The organism is Fibrella forsythiae, assembly GCF_017353175.1.
In the GTDB taxonomy this organism is placed as follows: domain Bacteria; phylum Bacteroidota; class Bacteroidia; order Cytophagales; family Spirosomataceae; genus Fibrella; species Fibrella forsythiae.
In genome coordinates, this window is the sequence record NZ_JAFMYW010000003.1 from 422,341 (window position 1) to 442,164 (window position 19,824).

The following is a 19,824-nucleotide window of genomic DNA, read 5'->3' on the forward strand; positions in this document are numbered from 1 at the left end:
CCGCTCAGGGTGACAGGAAACTCAAGAATGTGAATGACGAACTTGGGTGGGACTGTCACCCTGAGCGGAACGGTCCGCCGCTGCGGTCGAAGGGCCACAAGCGCGAAGCCTTCAGACCAAAAATCACTCTCGTTTTATGAAAATCAAGACGCATTCAACGATTGTTACGGTCACGCTGCTTCTGGCAGGCATAGCAGCACAGGCGCAGATCGGTACGCGCTTCCCGTCGGAACGGAAAGTGGTGAAAGACCCTGTTACCGGCACGTCGCTGACCTTTCTGACCAGTAGACCTACCGGCGATTCGAAAATTTATCAGACTCACCGGCAATGGACGGCCGACGGGAAATGGCTCATCTTTCGCTCGAACCGGGTGAAGAATGAAGCTATTGCCGTGAATGAGAAAACGGGCGAGCAGGTGCAGGTAACAGAAGGCGGCTACACCGGTATGCTCAACATCGCCGCGAAGTCGATGAAGCTCTACTTCATGCGGAACACGGCCCGAACTGCCGAAAAGGGAACCGAGTCGAGCCAGAATGCGTCGCTGCAAATCGTTGAAGTTGACCTCGCCAAACTCTTCGCCGATAGTGAATCGGGTAAGCTGCAACCCGCCTCGGTCTATCAACGCGTGTGCGGCACCACCCCGCCCGAACTGGGTGCTGGTGGCGATATGGCGCTCGATGCCGACGAAGAATGGGTGTATTTCCGCGTGGGGAAAACCGAAGCGGCGAAACACCTGGCCGCCGATACAAAAATTGAAGGCTCGTTTGGTCCCCGGAAAATGGGCGCTGGTCCGGCGGGGCTGGCGGGCATGAACGTGAAAACGGGTGAGATTAAGTACATCGTCTCGGTGCCGTTTCAGGTGGGTCATATTCAGACGAACCCGTTCGTGCCGGGCGAAATTGTGTTCTGCTGGGAAACCGGCGGCAAGTCGCCCCAACGTACCTGGACCGTTCGCGCCGACGGTACCGGATTACGCCCCCTCTATCCCGAATCAGATTACGAATGGGTGACCCACGAAGCCGTTATCGGCCGCGACGAAGTGGCCATCGCCATCATGGGCCACCGTAAAATAGCCATGACCACGGCGGCGCTGGTTAGTCAGACCGATAAAGCCGCTACTACACCCGACGTGCAGAACCCCGGCCAGGAGGCTGATTGGGGTCCATCGGGAACGCGCGAAAAACCAACCGGGCTGGGCATTGTGAACCTGCGTACCCGCGAGATGACCATTGCTGGCCAGACGCCCAGCGGTAGCGGCCTGTGGCACGTACACGGCTCGTCAGACGGACGCTGGGCGGTAGGCGATGATTTCGCCCGCAACATCTACCTGATCGACCGCCACACCCGCGAAATGATCCTGCTGTCGGCAGGCCACAAAACCACCGCCGCCGACCATCCCCACCCAACCTTCAGCCCCGACGGAACCCGCATTCAGATTCAATCGGCCATGCTCTCCGACGATAACAAGTCGATGAACATCTGTATCATTCCGGTGCCAGGAGAGTGGCTGAAACGGACGTATAAAGACTGATTTAGGTGGTTGTGTTTTTGCTGAGGGGTAGATGCTTCGCGCGTCAGCAATACGCAGAAGCGCGAAGCAAACCACGATAACGCGTTAGTCACAGCAAGACCAACGTACCCAGCAGTCAACCCCCATATGAAAAACCTACAGATAGCCCTCTTCCTGCTAATCAACGTCGCTGCCTTGAGCCAATCGACGCCCAAAGAAGCGTACCTGTTTTCGTATTTTAAAGATAACGGACAAGACGGCCTGCACCTGGCCTACAGCCTTGATGGCTACAGCTGGAAAGCCCTGAACAATGATAAATCATGGCTAACGCCTGTAATCGGAAACGCCAAACTGATGCGCGATCCCTGCGTCATTCAGGGGCCTGATAAGACCTTCCATATGGTCTGGACGGTAAGCTGGAACGACAAAGGCATTGGCTACGCCAGTTCAAAAGACCTAATCCACTGGTCGGAGCAGCAGTTTGTGCCGGTGATGGCGCATGAACCAACGGCGTTGAATTGCTGGGCACCCGAAATCAAGTATGAGGCGGCCACCAAATCGTACATGATTTACTGGGCCACCACAATTCCCGGTCGATTCCCACAATCGGAAGGGGCGGGCGATGAGAAGTACAACCACCGTATGTATTACGTGACCACGAAGGATTTCAAGACCTTTAGCGATACCAAAGTACTCTATGATAAAGGCTTCAATGTGATCGACGCGACGATCATTCAGGACAAGAAAGAGTACGTGATGTTCCTGAAAGACGAGACCAAAACGCCGCCACAGAAGAATATCCGCATCGCGCGCAGCAACACGCTGACGGGTGGCTACGCAGCGCCAACCGCCCCCATTACCGGCGACTATTGGGCAGAAGGCCCGACCGTCGCTAAAATCGATACCGTCTGGGTCGTCTACTTCGATAAATACACCAAACATACGATGGGCGCCGTGCAATCGACCGACCTCGTCAACTGGACCGATATTTCCGATAAAGTCAGTTTCCCGCAGGGCACCCGTCACGGCACCGCCTTCCGCGTACCGATGGCGGTATTGAACAAGTTGCTGGAAGTGAGGTAGGTAATGAATTTGTGCTGTAGTGTATTGCTGACGCCTAGTCGAAGGACCATGTGTCAGCAATACACTACAGCGCGAAGCGTCTATGCGTTAGCAGACATAAGACACCACTTAAAAATGACTAACCACATCCCCCGCATTCTCTTTGGGCTGTTCGTATTCCTGCAACCCGCCTTTGCGCAGGAACTGTATCCGGTTAAGCTATCGGCTAATTTGTGGCATAATCAGCAGCGCGAACTTCGTTACCGACCCGATGGCACCGATTTCGTGATCACGAACGGGAAACGGCTGTATACCCGCGCCCTCTACGGTACCAATACGGCGTTCCGGATCGAGGCGGGCGACCGGCCGGAGTTTGCCTTGTACATGCCCGGTATGGGTGGTACGCTGAAGCTGGGTCTGGTAGCCGATGGGCAAAGTAAATGGATGACCGATGCACAGACGATTATCGCGCGCTATCGGCCTGGTGCCATGCTCTACACGATCAGCGACCCACTGCTGGGCAGCGGGCAGTGCCAGTTGGAAATGCAGGCGCTGGCCGATGGCGAAGGGTTTGTTCTGAAAATGCGCTTCCGGAACGTACCTAAATCCGTTGCGCTGATCTGGGCCTTTGGCGGGGCAAGTGGCAAAAAATTCTCCCGCGATGGCGACATGGGACCCGACCCGGAATCCAGCTTTTACCTGAAACCCGAGAACTGCAAAGACAACAGCTATGCCATTAGTTCAGGTACGTTCTCGCTGACTTACGGGACCGGCCTTCAGGTAGGGCCTGATGGGCGCTATTTTGTGGAAGACGCCAAGCAACCGGCCAAACCCGCCAAAGAGCAACGCCTCTCAGGTACGTTTCCGCCCGCATCGATCCTGAAACTAGCCGATGCTACGAAACTAGGGTCGCCGCTTGAACTGGAACAATCATCGCCCGAGAAGGCACCTGTATTGGTTGGTAAGCTGGCCATCGTGCCGGATACCGACACGTACCTGACCATTTACAACCCTGCCACAAAAGCAGCCATCAGCCACATCGATGTACCTGACGTATTTCAGCTTGCTGAAACGAAGCGGGCACAACTGGCCGGGCGGGTGTTGGTGAACACGCCTGATCCGTACCTGAACACCGTTGGCGGGGCGTTGGCCGTTGCGTCTGACGCCGTCTGGGAATCGCCGTCGTACATGCACGGTGCCATTGGCTGGCGGATGCGGCTGAACGGCTGGCGCGGTCCCTACACTGCCGACCCGCTCGGCTGGCACGACCGCGCCCGAACCCACCTCTCGGCCTACGCCGAATCGCAGGTGACGAGCCCGGCGTCTGGGCCTATTGTGGCCGATACTGCCATGCACCTCTCGCGGAGCACCGAGAAGCTGGGCATCGGCATGTTTTCGAGTGGATACATCAGTCGCGACCCGAACGGAAAAAGCCTGCGGGCGCACCATTACGACATGAACCTGGTGTACATCGACGCGCTGCTCCGGCATTACCAGTGGACCGGCGATCTGGCGTTCATACGCGAAACCTGGCCTGTGCTGAAACGGCACCTTGCCTGGGAAACCCGCAACTTCGACCCCGACGGTGATGGCCTGTACGACGCCTACGCGGCCATCTGGGCTAGCGATGCGTTGCAATACAGTGGGGGAGGGGTGACGCATACGTCGGCCTACAACTGCCTGGCGTACAAAAAAGCGGCCGAAATTGCCCTGATGCTAGGTGAAGATCCGCTCCCGTTTCGGCGCGAATCGGAGAAGATCAGAAAGGCGATGAATGCGCTGTTGTGGTTGCCCGCGAAGGGGACCTACGGCGAATACAAAGACCTGCTCGGCAACCGACTCGTACACCCCGCCGCCGCTATCTGGACTATCTACCACAGCCTCGACTCCGACGTGCCCGACGCGTTTCAGGCCTGGCAAAGCGTGCGCTACATCGACACCGATATTCCGCACATTCCCGTTCGGGCAACCGGCCTCGACAACGGCAATTACTACACGATTTCCACCACCAACTGGATGCCGTATACCTGGTCGCTGAACAACGTGGCGCTGGGTGAATCGATGCACACGGCGCTGGCCAATTGGCAGGCGGGACGTACCGACGAGGCCTTTAACCTCTTCAAAAGCGAAGTGCTGGCGTCGATGTATATGGGAGGAAGCCCCGGTAATATCGTTCAGATTTCGCACTATGACGCCACCCGTGGTGAAGCCTACCGCGACTTCGCCGACCCGATCGGTATGTTTTCGCGGGCGCTGGTCGAAGGACTATTCGGTATTGTGCCCGACGCCCTGAACAAGACGTTGGCCATCCGCCCCGGCCTGCCCGCCGCCTGGAACTACGCATCCATAACCATTCCCGATCTATCGTTCGATTTCAGGCGCGAAAACCGAACGGATACGTACCTGCTGCGCCCGAAGTTCCCGACGAAACTTAACCTGAAATTCCAGGTTATTGCGCAGGGGCAGCCGAAGCGGGTAACGGTCAACGGTAAACCGGTTGCCTGGGTCAACGTACCCGCATCGGTGGGGAAACCAGTGATCGAGATTGTCGCTCCATCTACCGATGAGTACCGGATCGAACTAACCTGGAACGGGGTAAAACCTGTCTTGCCAGCGCCGGAAAGAACGTATGTAACGGGCGGCAGCCTGTCTGCCCGCTTTGCTGGGGCGCAGGCGAGCGGGGCAAGGGTGGTCACAACGAAAGACCCGCAACAGGTGTTGAGCAACATTAAACTCACGACGCAGGGTGTTACTGCCCAGATAAAGGCCGTGCCGGGTACGTATACGGCTTTTATACAAGTACAGCAAGGTGCCTTAAACTGGTGGATGCCGCTCTGTTTCCGCGTCGATAAACCGGTGACGGTGTTACCGAACGAAGCCGATGTCAGCAGCCCGACATTCCGGTTGCAGAACAACACCGGGGTGGCGGTTCAGGCAGTGGTAAACGTCAACGGATTTAACACCACCCTGAACGTACCTGCCAGCAGCCCGTCAGATGCCATTACGGTGCCACAAAGCGAGCTGCTTCCCGGCACAAACCCAGTCCTGATCCGGCTTCCCAACGGCACCATCCTAACCGAACGCTTTGTTGACTGGACGGCGAAAGCGGACAAAAAGCTGGAAACCATTGAGCTGTCGCGCTATTATAACGACCGGGTGACGCAGATTTTCCGGAACAAATACCTGTCGCCTCGTCCGCAGGTGACCACGCTGCAACTGCCCTGGCAGGGAATCGGCGACTGGCCGCATCCGCTCGAAATGCATGAGATCGACGATAGTGGATTACGGAAGCTGGCAGGTGAGAAAAATCAGATCGTATTACCGCAGGGAATTCCGTTCAGCACGCCCGGCAGCGCTGGTACGAAGAACATTCTGTTTACCTCGCAGTGGGACAATTACCCCCGTCAGCAAACGATCCCGCTCACGGGAAAAGCAACGCACGCGTGGCTGCTCATGGCTGGCTCGACCAACCCCATGCAAAGTCAGTTTACCAACGGCGCGGTGGTCATCAGCTACACCGATGGCAGCAGCGACAGCCTGACCTTACGCAACCCCGAAACGTGGTGGCCCATCGAAAAAGAGTATTACACCGATGGTTTCGCTTTCTCCCTAAAAAAGCCCCGCCCGATCCGCGTCCATCTGAAAACAGGAGCGATCATTTCCGGCGAGGAATCGAAACAAAACTACAATGGCCGAGCAATCGCCGGCGGTGCCGCCACCGTGCTTGACCTGCCGCTAAACCCATCGAAAATGCTGAAAAGCCTCACCCTGAAAACCATTGCCAACGACGTTGTGATCGGCCTAATGAGCTTAACCCTGGCTAGAGATTAAGCCGACAGCAGGAGACCGCAGGACGCTGTTTACTGCATTGATTTTGATCTTTCGACATGCTTTTTGTCATCCCTCCTGCCGTCGGGATGACAAGAAAACAACCAACCATGAAACAAACCTTCCTCTTCATAACTGCCATCGCCCTAACCAGCGGAGCCATAAATGCCCAGAACGCGCCTAAGGCCAACGATTCCACCACGCCACTGCACCTGCTGAAGCCCGATTATCCGGTGCCGTATGGCCAGCCAAAGGTAGAAGATGTAATGAAGGTGCTTGACCGCGTGTATACGTACCTGGACACCACCACGCCTGCCGAACTGGTGGATAAAACGACCGGGAAGACGATCACTGATCTGGGTACGTTCAACCCGAACGCGATTATCAAACCCGGCGATTACCGGCTGACCAGCTACGAATGGGGCGTCACCTATGCCGGTATGCTGCTGGCCAGCGAAGCCACCGGCAACCCACGCTATGCCGAATACACCAGCAAGCGGCTGGCATTTCTGGTCGGGGTAATACCGTATTTCAGGAATCAGGTGACCACAGACCCAACGGCCAACACACCGCTCCGGCCTATGCTGGCCCCCCACGCGCTCGATGATGCGGGGGCTATGGCGGCGGCTATGATCAAGCTGGCCAGGACGGGGAGAGTCAAAACTGATTTCAGGCCGCAGATTGATACGTACCTGAACTACATCACCAAAAAAGAGCACCGGCTGGCCGATGGTACGCTGGCCCGCAACCGGCCGCAGCCCAACACGCTCTGGCTCGACGATCTGTTTATGAGCGTACCTGCCCTGGCGCAGATGGGCAAGCTGACGGGTGAGAAGCAGTATTACGATGAGGCCGTGAAGCAGGTGCTGCAATTCTCGAAACGCATGTTCAACAAAGAAAAAGGCCTGTACATGCATGGCTGGGTCGAGGGCATGAGCGTTCACCCCGAATTTCACTGGGCGCGCGCCAACGGCTGGGGGCTGATGACGACCGTCGAACTGCTGGAGGTACTGCCCGACAATCATCCCGGTCGCCCGGCGCTGCTTGATCTGCTGCGTGCCCACGTTCGCGGACTGGCGGCTTGTCAATCGGGTTCTGGTTTCTGGCATCAACTGCTCGACCGGACCGATTCGTATCTGGAAACCTCAGCCACGGCGATCTACACCTATTCAATCGCCCGTGCCATCAATCGCGGCTGGGTAGATCCGCTGGCGTACGCCCCCATGACCCTGCTCGCCTGGAACGCCGTATCGACCAAAGTAACCAACGGCGGTCAGGTGGAAGGCACCTGCGTCGGCACCGGCATGGGCTTCGACCCCGCGTTCTACTACCATCGCCCCATCAATATCTACGCCGCCCACAGCTACGGCCCGGTGTTGCTGGCCGGTGCCGAAGTGATCAACCTGCTGAAGAAAAAAACATTTGAAATCAACGATAGCTCCCTGCAACTGACGGAGAAGCGGTAGGGAAATTTCTTGTCATCCCGACCGGTCCGCCGGTGCGGGCAGGAAGTATCCTGTGTTTTCTTGACGATTTAAGTCGATAACCCTCGAGACCCCTCCTGCTTCCGGGATGATAAAAGCGTTACTTAATCTAAAAACGGCGTTCCAACTGCCTTATCGCTTGCCTATGCCAACGCATGAAAAAACGATTCATAACCACCAGCCTGTATTGCCTTACAGTGGCAGCGGCTCTTGCACAGGCACCAGCTAGCTACAAGTTTGATTTTGGGTCGGGGAAGGTGGCGAAGGGCTATACTGCCGTGTTGCCAACTACGCACTACACGAAGGAACTAGGCTACGGGTTCACGACCGAAGCGCAGCTTACCGCCGTTGATCGGGGGCAATCCAGCCGGGTTGGCCGAAACGCGCTGACCGACGACTACTGCACCAGCGACAAACCGTTTTACTTCACAGTCGACGTACCTGAGGGCAATTACGACGTGACTGTTACGCTGGGCGACAAAGCTGGTGAATCGGCGACGATGGTGCGGGCCGAGTCGCGGCGGCTGATGACCGGGCAGATCGTAACGAAAGCCGGGCAGTTCGAGACGCGGACGTTTACGGTAAACGTGCGAACACCGAAAATCAATGATCAGCAGAACGTTCGGCTGAAACCACGCGAACGGGGTTACCTGAACTGGGATAACCAACTGACGCTGGAATTCAACGGACCCAGTCCGAAAGTATGTGCCGTGGAAATCAGTCGGAACGACAAAACCACAACTGTTTTTCTGGCGGGAAACTCCACCGTTGTTGATCAGGATCGGGAGCCTTGGGCCGCCTGGGGGCAGATGATTCCGCGCTTCTTCAAAGCGCGTAAAGTAGCCATTGCCAACCATGCCGAATCGGGCGAGGCGTTGAAGAGTTTCGTAAGCGAAAAGCGGCTCGACAAGATCATGAGCCTGATGAAACCCGGCGATTACCTGTTCATCGAATTTGCCCATAACGACCAGAAACAGGGCAGTGCGCATGTAGAGCCGTTTACGACTTACAAAGAGCAGGTGAAACTATATATCAGCGAAGCCCGCAAAAAAGGCGGCATTCCGGTGCTGGTCACCTCGATGCACCGCCGCAGCTTCGACTCAACCGGCCACATCACCAATACCCTCGGCGATTACCCCGAAGCCATGCGCCAGACCGCCCGCGACGAAAACGTGGCGCTGATCGACCTGAACGCAATGAGCAAAACGATGTACGAAAGCTGGGGCCCCGAAACGTCGCTCAAAGCGTTTGTTCATTACCCAGCCAACTCGTTCCCCGGCCAGACCGAGGCGTTGAAAGATAATACCCATTTCAGCACCTACGGGGCCTACGAAATCGCCCGCTGCATAGCCGAAGGAATCAAGGCGAACGTACCTGAGCTGGCTAAATCGCTGCTGACCGATCTGGGTACGTTCGACCCCGCCCAGCCCGACCCGCTGGCCACCTGGAACTGGCCACTAAGCCCGATGATCACCGCCGTTAAACCGGATGGGAATTGATTTTTTTTATCCCGACGGAAGGAGAGATCGTGGCGTTCCTCCTGAAAGCGCTTAGCACTATTGAATAGAACGCTACGATCCCTCCTTCCGTCGGGATGACAAAAAGCGGGGCCTTATACTCCCCTCGAAAGGGAAAACGTCCATGAAAAAATACCTCCTCTTTCTCCTGCTCACCCTCTGCATCGCGGCTGTTCGGTTTCAACCGGTTGAGAAAAAGCCGAACGTTGTCTTTATTCTGGCCGATGATATGGGGTATGGTGATTTGGGTTGCTTCGGTCAAAAGCAGATTCAAACGCCGAACATCGACCAGATGGCGAAGGAGGGCATGTGCTTCACCCAGGCCTATGCCGGTACGTCGGTTTGCTCGCCGTCGCGGAGTTCGCTGATGACGGGGCAGCATACCGGGCATACGTACATTCGGGGGAACTACGGTCCGAATCGTAGCCGCGTGTCGTACCCTGACAGCATTTTCACGATGGCCGAGCTGTTTAAGGCACAGGGGTACGCAACGGGTATTTTCGGCAAGTGGGGGCTGGGCACCAAAGGCTCCAGCGGGACGCCCAACAAACAGGGATTTGATGAATTTGCGGGCTATCTCGACCAGAACCACGCCCACGATTACTATACCGACCACCTCGACGTGAACGAGTCGGTAGTGCAACTGCCTGAAAACAGCGGCGGTAAAAAAGGCGTCTACACCGCCGACTGGTGCTTCGAAAAACTGAAAGCCTTTGTTCAGGGGCATACCGAACAACCGTTCTTCATCTTCTTCGCTACTACGCTGCCGCACGACAAATACCAGCTCGCCGTGAAGTCGCAATACGCCGGTAAAGACTGGCCCGAAGGCGCAAAAATCTACGCCTCCATGGTGACGCACCTCGATCAGCAGGTAGGCGAGTTACGGAAATTGCTAACCCAACTGAAGCTCGACGACAACACGCTGATCGTCTTCACCAGCGACAACGGCCCCGCTACGTTGGCCGCCAGCGGACCCGACAGCCCCGCCTTCGACGCGGCGTTTTTCAACAGTTCGGGTGGCCTGCGCGGCATCAAGCGCGAGATGTATGAGGGCGGACTACGTGAGCCAATGATCGTTAGCTGGCCGAACCATGTCAAACCAGGCACCACTAACACGAACCCGGTCGCCTTCTGGGATTTCATGCCCACGTTTGCGGCGCTAACCGGCTACAAAAAGCCGATAACTACTGATGGCGTGTCTATACTTCCGCTGCTGACCGGCGGTAAAATGGCGGCTATATCCGGTCGGCCGTTGTATTGGGAGTTTCACCTCGAAGACAGCAAGGTGGGCGACATGAAACAGGCCGTGCGCTGGAACAACTGGAAAGCCGTTCGCAATAGCGTCAGCCAGCCCGTCGAGTTGTACGACCTGAGCCGCGATGGACAGGAAAAGACCAACCGGGCGGCTACGGAGACAAAACTGGTGCAGCAACTAACTATCCTGATGCAGCAGGCGCACCGCGAGTCGACCTACTGGCCGGTACCTGGCGCACAAACAATGCAACGATGAAAAACCTGAGCAAGCACCTATTTGTCATTAACTGCCTGTTGCTGATTAGTGGGCCGGGCAACGCCCAACGGCTGATGGAAAACCTAAGCCGGGGCGTGGTGGCCATCAATCAGGGGGGCGGGAAGGTGTATGTCGGCTGGCGACTGTTGGGCACCGAACCCGCCGACATCCCTTTTAACCTGTACCGAACCACGGGCAGCAGTAAGGCGGTGAAACTGAACAGCCAGCCAATCACCCAAAGCACCAACTTCGTCGATCAGGACGTTGACCTGAGCCAGCCAATTAGCTACGTGGTGAAGGCGGTGCTAAACGGCAAGGAACAAGCTGCCAGCGAACCGTTTACGCTGGTGGCCAACGTACCTGCGCAGCCGTACCTGACCATTCCATTACAAACACCCGCTGGCTACGCGCCCAACGACGCGTCGGCGGCGGATCTGGATGGTGACGGTAATTACGATCTTGTCCTGCACCAGGCTGGTCGGGGTCGTGACAACGGCTCGGCGGGCATGAGCGATGCGCCCATTCTGGAAGGCTACAAGCTGGACGGTACGCTGCTCTGGCGTATCAACCTCGGCAAGAACATTCGCGAAGGAGCGCATTATACCCAGTTTATGGTCTACGACCTCGATGGTGATGGTCGGGCGGAGGTTGCCTGTAAAACCGCCGATGGCACCATCGATGGACAAGGCAAGGTCATCGGCGATTCGTCGAAGCACTGGGTACGTGCCGATGGTAAAATTCTGGATGGCCCCGAATTCTTCACCATTTTCGACGGAAAAACGGGTGCGACTCTCGCCACCACCGACTACATCCCCTCGCGCTACCCGACCGATGGGTGGGGCGGTATTGGTGGTAATGGAGGCACCGACAACAACGGTAACCGCGTTGACCGGTTTCTGGCCTGCGTAGCGTATCTGGATGGTAAACTACCTAGCGTGGTCATGTGCCGGGGCTATTACGGGCGAACGGTACTGGCCGCCTGGGATTGGCGCGGAAGCAAACTAACGTCGCGCTGGGTATTCGATTCAAAAGATAAGCCCGGCTTTTCGGGCATGGGTAACCATAACCTGACCGTTGCCGATGTGGATGGCGACGGGAAAGACGAGATCGTGTATGGGTCAATGGTGGTTGATGATACGGGGCAGGGCCTGTTCACGACCAAACTCCGCCACGGCGATGCACTGCATGTGACCGACCTCGACCCCTCCCGGCCGGGGTTGGAAGCCTGGGGGATTCACGAGAACGAAGAGAAGGTGCCTGGTTACGAAAATGGCTACGGCGCGGCCCTCTACGATGCGCGAACCGGCGAGATTATCTGGGGTACGTTCCCGGGAAAAGACGTCGGGCGGGGTGTGGCCGATGATATTGACCCCGATAATCCCGGCGGCGAAATGTGGTGGTCGGGTAGCGATGGCTTGTACGATGCGAAGGGAAAGCGCATTGGCAGCAGTCCGCCGTCGACGAATTTCCTGTGCTGGTGGGATGGTGACCTGACCCGAGAACTGCTCGACGGTAACCATATCGACAAATACCAGAATGGTGCTCCGGCAGTCCGGCTGCTTACCGCCACAGACTGTTCCTCGAACAACGGCTCAAAATCAACACCTGCCCTCAGCGCTGACCTCTTCGGCGACTGGCGCGAAGAGGTGATTTTCCGAACCAACGACAACAAGAGCTTACGCATTTACACAACGACCATCCCGACGGAGCACCGGCTGTACACGCTTATGCACGACCCGCAATACCGCCTGAGCATCGCCTGGCAAAACGTTGGCTACAACCAGCCGCCCCATACCAGTTTCCATATCGGCGCGGGTATGAAAATGCCGCCGAAGCCGAACATTATAACGAAGCTGAGATGAATCGGCTGTGCTTCTATCCGTTTAGATGCTTAAGTAGCGTTTCCATTCATCTTGACAACCCACATGCTTAAATCACCTCCGACACTAACAATCAAATCTCTAAGCTTCAACATGAAAACGTACCTCAAATTAACCCTGTTCGCCCTTGGTGCCATCGCTGGCATCGCGGCGATGCAGGCACCGCGTCCAACGCTATATATCATTGGTGACTCTACCGTTCGGAATGGCTCCGGGAAAGGGTCGGACGGGCTTTGGGGCTGGGGCAGTCTGATTTCCGCGCATTTCGACACCACGCGCATCCACATCGAAAACCACGCCATTGGCGGACGTAGCAGCCGCACCTTCCTGACCGAAGGGCGCTGGGACAAGATCATGGAACGGCTGGCTCCCGGCGATTTTGTGATCATGCAGTTTGGCCATAACGATGGCGGCGCCATCAACGACAGCACCCGTGCCCGTGGGTCGATCAAAGGCATGGGCGACGAAACGCAGGAAATCGACAACATGCTGACTAAAAAACACGAAGTTGTACACTCGTTTGGCTGGTACATGAAGAAATACATCGCCGACACAAAAGCAAAAGGGGCCACGCCGATCGTGTGTTCGCTGGTGCCGCGCAATGTCTGGAAAGGGGGAAAGGTAGAGCGTGGGTCTAACAGTTACGGAAAATGGGCGTCCGAAGCAGCTACGGCGGGCGGAGCGTATTTCATTGACCTGAATGAGATCATCGCGAAGAAATACGAAGCGGGTTACGACGAAGCCAGACTGAAAACCGATTTCTTCCCCGGCGATCATACCCACACCAATTACAACGGTGCCACCTACAACGCCGCCGCCGTTGTGGAAGGCCTCCGGCAACTGAAAGATTGCCCGCTCAACAAGTATGTGGTGAAGTTGTAAGGGAGCAACCTGACGAGTGAACAAACTAACTATACCTTTCCCCGAATAACAGGAGAGTTCAGGAGGCATGTATTACTTGTAATGACCTTCTTTGCCTCTTTACTAGGCTTACTCTATTCCTGGCCAATTCTTAACCGATGAAAAATACCTCACCGTTGCTTCGTAGCGTAGTTGTCGCTTGCCTGTTGCTGACAATGGCGCTGTTGGCTAATGCCCAGAAGCTGCCGCTCAAAAAGGAGATTCTCCAGAGAATGACGCTGGCCAATGATTACTTCATGGCCAAATGGCCCGATACTGGCAAAGAAATCGTGACCAATAAAACGCGCCCCAGCCACATCTGGACGCGTGCCGTATACTACGAGGGACTGATGGCGCTCTACGAAACCGACAAGCAGAAACGCTACTACGACTACGCCGTCGACTGGGGCATGAAGCACAACTGGGGCATGCGGAGCGGCATAAAAACCCGCAACGCCGATGATCAGTGCTGTGGCCAGACCTACATTGACCTTTACCTGATCGACCGGCAACCCCAACGCATTCACGACATCAAAGCGTCGATTGATTCGATGGTGGCGAGTCCGAAAGTGGATGATTGGAACTGGATCGATGCGTTACAGATGGCCATGCCGGTGTTTGCCAAGCTGGGGGTGATCTATAAGAATCCGGCTTACTTCGAGAAGATGTACCAGATTTACATGTACTCGAAAACGAAGCATGGCGGGCAGGGCCTGTACAATCCGAAAGACGGGCTGTGGTGGCGTGATAAGGATTTTGTGCCACCCTACAAGGAGCCCAACGGCGAAGACTGCTATTGGTCGCGGGGCAACGGCTGGGTTGTGGCGGCCCTGGTGAAGGTGCTGGAAATTATGCCGAAAGATGCCCCGCACCGCGCTGAATACCAGCAAACGTATCTGGCCATGATGAAGGCGCTGGCACCGTTACAACGCCCGGACGGCTACTGGAACGTGAGTTTGCACGATCCGACCAATTTCGGGGGTAAAGAAATGACCGGCACAGCTCTGTTTGTATACGGCATGGCCTGGGGAATGCGCAACGGCCTGCTCGACAAGAAGGTATACGCGCCCATCGTGGCTAAAGGCTGGAATGCCATGGCCACTGAGAGCGTGGATACCGACGGCCGGTTGGGCTGGGTGCAGGGAACGGGTAAAGAGCCGAAGGAAGGTCAGCCGGTAACGTTTACCAGCAAACCTGATTTCGAAGATTACGGCCTCGGCTGCTTCCTGCTCGCTGGCGCCGAAGTGTATAAATTGAAGTAGCTTCTTGTGGTTGGCTTCGCGCTGTAGTGGGCTGACGCCTAGTCGAAGGGCTTGCAGCGCGAAGCAATACTGTAAAGCACGAAGCCAGCAAACGCGTCAACCACTACTAGCCTAAATTCCCTTAACCGACATGAGAAAATATATAGTCCCCGGCCTGCTTCTGACGGCTTTATTAACCGCTGGATTGACTGCTTACAGTCAGCCGAAATGGCCGGCCATTACCCAACAGGCCAGGCCCTGGACGCGCTGGTGGTGGATGGGTAGCGCCGTAAACGACAAAGACCTCACGCGCCTGATGGAGCAATACCAGAAAGCTGGCTTAGGCGGTGTTGAAATTACCCCGATCTACGGCGTAAAAGGGGAGGAGAAGCAGTTCATCAACTTCCTGTCGACAAAATGGATGGATCGCCTGACACACACGCTGACCGAAGCACAGCGACTGGGCATGGGCGTGGATCTGGCGCAGGCGTCGGGATGGCCCTTTGGTGGTCCCTGGGTAACACCGGAAGATGCCTGCAAGTACGTGGCCTACAGCTCTTACACCGTGAAAGGCGGCGAGTCGCTGAAGGAGCCTGTTACTTACATGCAGAAGCCGCTGATGCGGGTAGTGGGCGAGCCGATTGATATCAAAAAGCTGGTCGATCCAATCGCGAAGAACCCTGATCTGCAGTTGCACGCATTCGATCAGGTACGTTTCGAGAAACCGCTGCCGCTGCAAAGCCTGATGGCATATCCCGAGAAAGGGGAACCCATTGAGCTGACCAGCCGCGTTGATAAGTCAGGTACGTTGGACTGGGTGGCTCCCGTTGGGAACTGGACGCTGTATGCCGTATTTGAAGGCTGGCACGGCAAGCAGGTCGAGCGGGCTGGTCCCGGCGGCGAGGGCGACGTGATCGACCACTTTTCGAAAACCGCCACTGACCATTATCTGGCGCGATTCGACAAGGCGTTTAAAGGCTATAACCTGAAATCGCTGCGGGCATTCTTCAACGATTCCTACGAAGTAGATGACGCCTCAGGCGAGGGCAACTGGACGCCGAACATGTTTGCCGAGTTCAAAAAACGGCGCGGCTACGATCTGAAAGCCCATTTGCCCGCGCTGTTTGGCAAGGACAGCGACGACGCCAACAAGCGCGTGCTAAGCGATTACCGCGAAACGATTTCGGAGTTATTGCTCGAAAACTACACCAAAACCTGGAGTACCTGGGCGAAGGGTAAGGGCAAGCTGATTCGGAATCAGGCCCACGGTTCGCCCGCCAATATCCTCGATCTCTACGCCATCACTGACATTCCCGAAATTGAAGGCACGGAATTGTTGCGCATCAAATTTGCGTCATCGGCGGCGCACGTGATGGGCAAACAGCTGACGTCGTCGGAGTCGGCGACCTGGGATAACGAGCATTTCCTGTCGAAGCTGAGCGACATCAAGAAAGACATGGATCGCTTCCTGCTGGGCGGCGTGAACCATACCTTCTACCACGGTACCAACTACTCGCCCCAAAGCGCCGCCTGGCCGGGCTGGCTGTTCTACGCCGCCGTCCATTTCAACCCAAATAACAGCTTCTGGACCGATTTCGGCCAACTGAACACCTACGTAGCGCGGTGTCAGTCGTTTTTACAGGCTGGGAAGCCTGATAACGATGTGCTGGTGTATCTGCCCATCTACGATGCCTACACCCGTCCCGGTAAGGTGTTGCTGCAACATTTCGACGGTATCGACCACGGGTTCAAAGGGCTGCCGGTAGAGGAACAGACTGAAGCGATGCTGGCGAAAGGCTACGCGTTCGACTTCATTTCCGACAAGCAACTAATGGGCGTGACCACGGCAGGCGGAAAGCTGCAAACCGGCGGTGTCAACTACAAAACAATTCTGGTGCCTGATGTGGATCGTATGCCACTGGGTACGTTGCAGCAACTAATGAAGCTGGCCCAGAACGGCGCAACGGTCATTTTCGCCGGTGGAATGCCGGAGCACGTAAATGGAATGGGCAATCTGGAAGCGCGTCAGGCTACGTTCGATGGTCTGCTATCGGAACTTAAGTTCACCAATACAAAGGAAGTACAACGAGCCGAGGTTGGCGGGAAAGGGCAGATCCTGACGGGGAAGAACGTAGATCAGCTTCTGGTCGCGGCCGACGTTGCCCGCGAAACGATGGTCGACAACGGCTTGCAGTGTATTCGGCGGGCTACCAAAACCGGGCATTACTACTTCATCGCCAACTGGGGCGAGAAAGCCACCGACGGTTGGATACCCCTTCAGTCGTCGGCTAAATCGGCGGCGCTATACAATCCCATGACCGGCCAAACCGGCATGGCACCCATCCGCACCACAAGTACGGGCAGCGAGGTCTATCTGCAACTGGCCCCCGGCGAATCGTGTATGTTGGACCTGACCAATACGGCCGTCAACGGACCTGCCTACGCTTACCGGAAAGCGACCGGCCCTGCCCAGCCAATTACCGGCACCTGGACGATCAACTTCACGAAAGGTGGCCCCGAATTACCCAAGCCAGTGCAGACAACCGAGCTTGGCACCTGGACAAAACTGGAGGGCGATGCCGTGAAGAAATTCTCTGGCACTGCCGCTTATTCGATCACGTTCCCGATGCCAACGGGCGGGGCTGCCGACTACCTGCTCGATCTGGGTGGGGTGGCCGAAAGTGCGCAGGTACAGCTAAACGGCGTCAATCTGGGTACGCTGCTTGGTCCGGTATATCAGGTAACGGTGCCGAAGTCGGCGCTGAAAGCTACCAACACGCTGGTCGTCAGTGTCTCGAACAGCATGGCCAACCGCATTATCGACATGGACAAAAACCATGTAGTCTGGAAGAAATTCTACAACATCAACATGTCGGCCCGCCTGAAAGAAGACCGGGGTGCCGACGGTAATTTCACCGCCGAAAAATGGGACCTGAAACCATCTGGTTTATTGGGTCCGGTGATGATTACGCCGGTTACCGTGGCAGACGTGAAGTAAGAAAGCAAAACCACAAAAATGGGAGAAATAGCCTTTACCATGCAGTTGAAGCCCGGCGTTGTGGCGGAGTACAAACGTCGGCATGATGAAATCTGGCCGGAACTGTCGGCGGCGTTGACCGAAGCGGGCATCCGAGATTACTCGATCTATCTCGACCCGACTTCAGGTACGTTGTTCGCCGTGCAGAAACGGCTGCCCGGCCACACAGCCGATGCGCTACCCGATCTGCCCGTCATGAAACGCTGGTGGGCTTACATGGCCGATCTGATGGACACTAACCCGGATAATTCGCCTATAGCCAAGCCGCTGGAGTTTATTTTCCACGCCGATTAGGCAGGTAAGTACGGGAAGGTTCGGCGGTTCGAAAAAGTAGATTTGTATGTAAAATAGTCCTCTGTCCTCCGTCTTCTGTCCTCTGTTGCTTCGCTACTTAGCAGCGCAACAGAGGACAGAAGACGGAGGACAGAGGACAGAAATTTTTTCCCTATGTCGACCGAAAACCTTTCCCGAAGAACATTTATTCAGCAATCAGCTGCCGCTACGGCGGGGCTGCTTTCTGCCAGTAGCATGGCGGCCATTGCCGCGTCAATTGATCCAAATTCGGCGGTGAAACGTCGGGTAGCCATGGTCGGCACCGGCCACCGGGGCACCAGCATGTGGGGCGTTCCTGTTGCAAAAGAGTTCGGCGATATCATCGAATTTGTAGGCTTGTGCGACAAGAACCCCGGTCGGGCAGAAACGGCGCGGAAGATGCTGAACGTGACCTGCCCGCTCTATACCGATTTCGAGACGATGATGAAGGAGGCGAAACCCGACCTGCTCATCGTCACCACGGTCGACGCTACGCACGATCAGTTCATCATCAAAGGCATGGAAATGGGCGCGGACATCATCACGGAAAAGCCGATGACGACCGACGAAACCAAGTGCAACGCCATTCTGGCCGCCGAGCGCAAAACGGGCAAGAAGGTGACCGTGACGTTCAACTACCGCTACTCACCACACCGCCAGAAGTTATACGAAATCCTTCGCGCCGGCACTATCGGCAAGGTGACGTCGGTTGATTTTCACTGGTATCTCGACGTAAAACACGGCGCTGACTATTTTCGTCGCTGGCACCGACTGCGTGAGAACAGCGGCTCGCTTTGGGTGCATAAAGCCAGTCACCATTTCGACCTGCTGAACTGGTGGCTCGAATCAGAACCACAGACGGTTTATGCGCAGGCATCGCTCGATAACTACGGCAAAAACGGCCCGTTCCGATCGACGAACTGCCGTCCCTGCACGTTCAAAGACAAGTGCTCGTTCTATTACGACATGACCAAAGACAAACGTCTGATGGCCCTGTATGCTGATAACGAGAAGTTCGACGGTTATCTGCGCGACGGCTGCGTTTACAAAGAAGACATCAACATCTTCGACAAAATGGCGGCGACGATCCACTACGCCAACGGTGTAAACGTAGCCTATTCGTTGACAACTTACTCACCCTACGAAGGCTACCGCATTGCCTTTAACGGCACCAAAGGCCGCGTGGAAGCCTGGATCAAAGAGACCGGCGCGATGACGCTGGAGCCGTACGACGAGATCATGATCTCGCACAACTTCGGCAAGATCGAGACCATCCGCGTACCTCAGGCAGACGGTCACGGTGGTGGTGATGCCCTGTTGCGCGACAAGATTTTCCGCAATCCCAAAGCACCTGATACGTTCCGCCAATCGGCCGGTAGCCGTGATGGGGCGATGGCGATTCTGGTTGGTATTGCCGCCCGCAAAAGCGTCGACTCCGGCAAGCCCATCAACATCGCCGACCTCACGGAGTTGAAACCGCTGGCCGTGAAGGCGTAGGTACGTCGTTTCAAGTATAAAGGCGGTCCCGCGTCCGGGCACGTAG

At 56.1% G+C, this 19,824-nt stretch carries 12 protein-coding genes; all 12 read left to right on the forward strand.

Annotated elements, in window-relative coordinates; translation table 11 throughout:
* Positions 1-136 precede the first annotated feature (136 nt).
* On the forward strand, positions 137-1,531 hold the full coding sequence (locus J2I46_RS13190) for a TolB-like translocation protein (RefSeq protein WP_207329496.1): 1,395 nt from the start codon (positions 137-139) through the stop codon (positions 1,529-1,531).
* 126 nt (positions 1,532-1,657) lie between these two features.
* Positions 1,658-2,593 carry a glycoside hydrolase family 43 protein gene (locus J2I46_RS13195; RefSeq protein ID WP_207329497.1) on the forward strand — a complete coding sequence of 312 codons (936 nt, stop codon included), beginning with the start codon at positions 1,658-1,660 and terminating at the stop codon, positions 2,591-2,593.
* A 114-nt stretch (positions 2,594-2,707) separates the two neighbouring features.
* Complete coding sequence (locus J2I46_RS13200; protein ID WP_207329498.1) at positions 2,708-6,403, forward strand: DUF4450 domain-containing protein; 3,696 nt, start codon at positions 2,708-2,710, stop codon at positions 6,401-6,403.
* Between the two features lie 107 nt (positions 6,404-6,510).
* Positions 6,511-7,866, forward strand: a complete 1,356-nt coding sequence (locus J2I46_RS13205; RefSeq protein ID WP_207329499.1) for a glycoside hydrolase family 88/105 protein — start codon at positions 6,511-6,513, stop codon at positions 7,864-7,866.
* 173 nt (positions 7,867-8,039) lie between these two features.
* Positions 8,040-9,383, forward strand: coding sequence for a rhamnogalacturonan acetylesterase (locus J2I46_RS13210; RefSeq protein ID WP_207329500.1), 1,344 nt, complete (start codon positions 8,040-8,042; stop codon positions 9,381-9,383).
* A 142-nt stretch (positions 9,384-9,525) separates the two neighbouring features.
* Entirely contained in the window at positions 9,526-10,911 is a 1,386-nt protein-coding gene (locus J2I46_RS13215; protein WP_207329501.1) for an arylsulfatase, read from the forward strand.
* Positions 10,908-12,773: a rhamnogalacturonan lyase gene (locus J2I46_RS13220; protein ID WP_207329502.1), complete on the forward strand. Its 1,866-nt coding sequence runs from the start codon at positions 10,908-10,910 to the stop codon at positions 12,771-12,773. The genes J2I46_RS13215 and J2I46_RS13220 overlap by 4 nt, the downstream gene beginning before the upstream one ends.
* A gap of 111 nt (positions 12,774-12,884) precedes the next feature.
* Positions 12,885-13,673 (forward strand): rhamnogalacturonan acetylesterase, encoded by a 789-nt coding sequence (locus tag J2I46_RS13225; RefSeq protein WP_207329503.1) that lies wholly within the window; start codon positions 12,885-12,887, stop codon positions 13,671-13,673.
* 137 nt (positions 13,674-13,810) lie between these two features.
* Positions 13,811-14,953, forward strand: a complete 1,143-nt coding sequence (locus J2I46_RS13230) for a glycoside hydrolase family 88/105 protein (RefSeq protein ID WP_207329504.1) — start codon at positions 13,811-13,813, stop codon at positions 14,951-14,953.
* A 130-nt stretch (positions 14,954-15,083) separates the two neighbouring features.
* Positions 15,084-17,930: a glycosyl hydrolase gene (locus tag J2I46_RS13235; protein WP_207329505.1), complete on the forward strand. Its 2,847-nt coding sequence runs from the start codon at positions 15,084-15,086 to the stop codon at positions 17,928-17,930.
* Positions 17,931-17,948: 18 nt separating this feature from the next.
* Positions 17,949-18,263: an L-rhamnose mutarotase gene (gene rhaM / locus J2I46_RS13240; RefSeq protein ID WP_207329506.1), complete on the forward strand. Its 315-nt coding sequence runs from the start codon at positions 17,949-17,951 to the stop codon at positions 18,261-18,263.
* A 153-nt stretch (positions 18,264-18,416) separates the two neighbouring features.
* Positions 18,417-19,778, forward strand: coding sequence for a Gfo/Idh/MocA family protein (locus J2I46_RS13245; RefSeq protein ID WP_207329507.1), 1,362 nt, complete (start codon positions 18,417-18,419; stop codon positions 19,776-19,778).
* Positions 19,779-19,824 lie beyond the last annotated feature (46 nt).

Excerpts from the sequence above, each read along its gene's own strand:
- J2I46_RS13210 (WP_207329500.1), top strand. The coding sequence starts at position 8,040 with ATGAAAAAACGATTCATAACCACCAGCCTGTATTGCCTTACAGTGGCA.
- J2I46_RS13230 (WP_207329504.1), top strand. The coding sequence starts at position 13,811 with ATGAAAAATACCTCACCGTTGCTTCGTAGCGTAGTTGTCGCTTGCCTG.
- rhaM (WP_207329506.1), top strand. The coding sequence starts at position 17,949 with ATGGGAGAAATAGCCTTTACCATGCAGTTGAAGCCCGGCGTTGTGGCG.
- J2I46_RS13195 (WP_207329497.1), top strand. The coding sequence starts at position 1,658 with ATGAAAAACCTACAGATAGCCCTCTTCCTGCTAATCAACGTCGCTGCC.
- J2I46_RS13200 (WP_207329498.1), top strand. The coding sequence starts at position 2,708 with ATGACTAACCACATCCCCCGCATTCTCTTTGGGCTGTTCGTATTCCTG.
- J2I46_RS13225 (WP_207329503.1), top strand. The coding sequence starts at position 12,885 with ATGAAAACGTACCTCAAATTAACCCTGTTCGCCCTTGGTGCCATCGCT.
- J2I46_RS13245 (WP_207329507.1), top strand. The coding sequence starts at position 18,417 with ATGTCGACCGAAAACCTTTCCCGAAGAACATTTATTCAGCAATCAGCT.
- J2I46_RS13235 (WP_207329505.1), top strand. The coding sequence starts at position 15,084 with ATGAGAAAATATATAGTCCCCGGCCTGCTTCTGACGGCTTTATTAACC.
- J2I46_RS13220 (WP_207329502.1), top strand. The coding sequence starts at position 10,908 with ATGAAAAACCTGAGCAAGCACCTATTTGTCATTAACTGCCTGTTGCTG.
- J2I46_RS13190 (WP_207329496.1), top strand. The coding sequence starts at position 137 with ATGAAAATCAAGACGCATTCAACGATTGTTACGGTCACGCTGCTTCTG.
- J2I46_RS13205 (WP_207329499.1), top strand. The coding sequence starts at position 6,511 with ATGAAACAAACCTTCCTCTTCATAACTGCCATCGCCCTAACCAGCGGA.
- J2I46_RS13215 (WP_207329501.1), top strand. The coding sequence starts at position 9,526 with ATGAAAAAATACCTCCTCTTTCTCCTGCTCACCCTCTGCATCGCGGCT.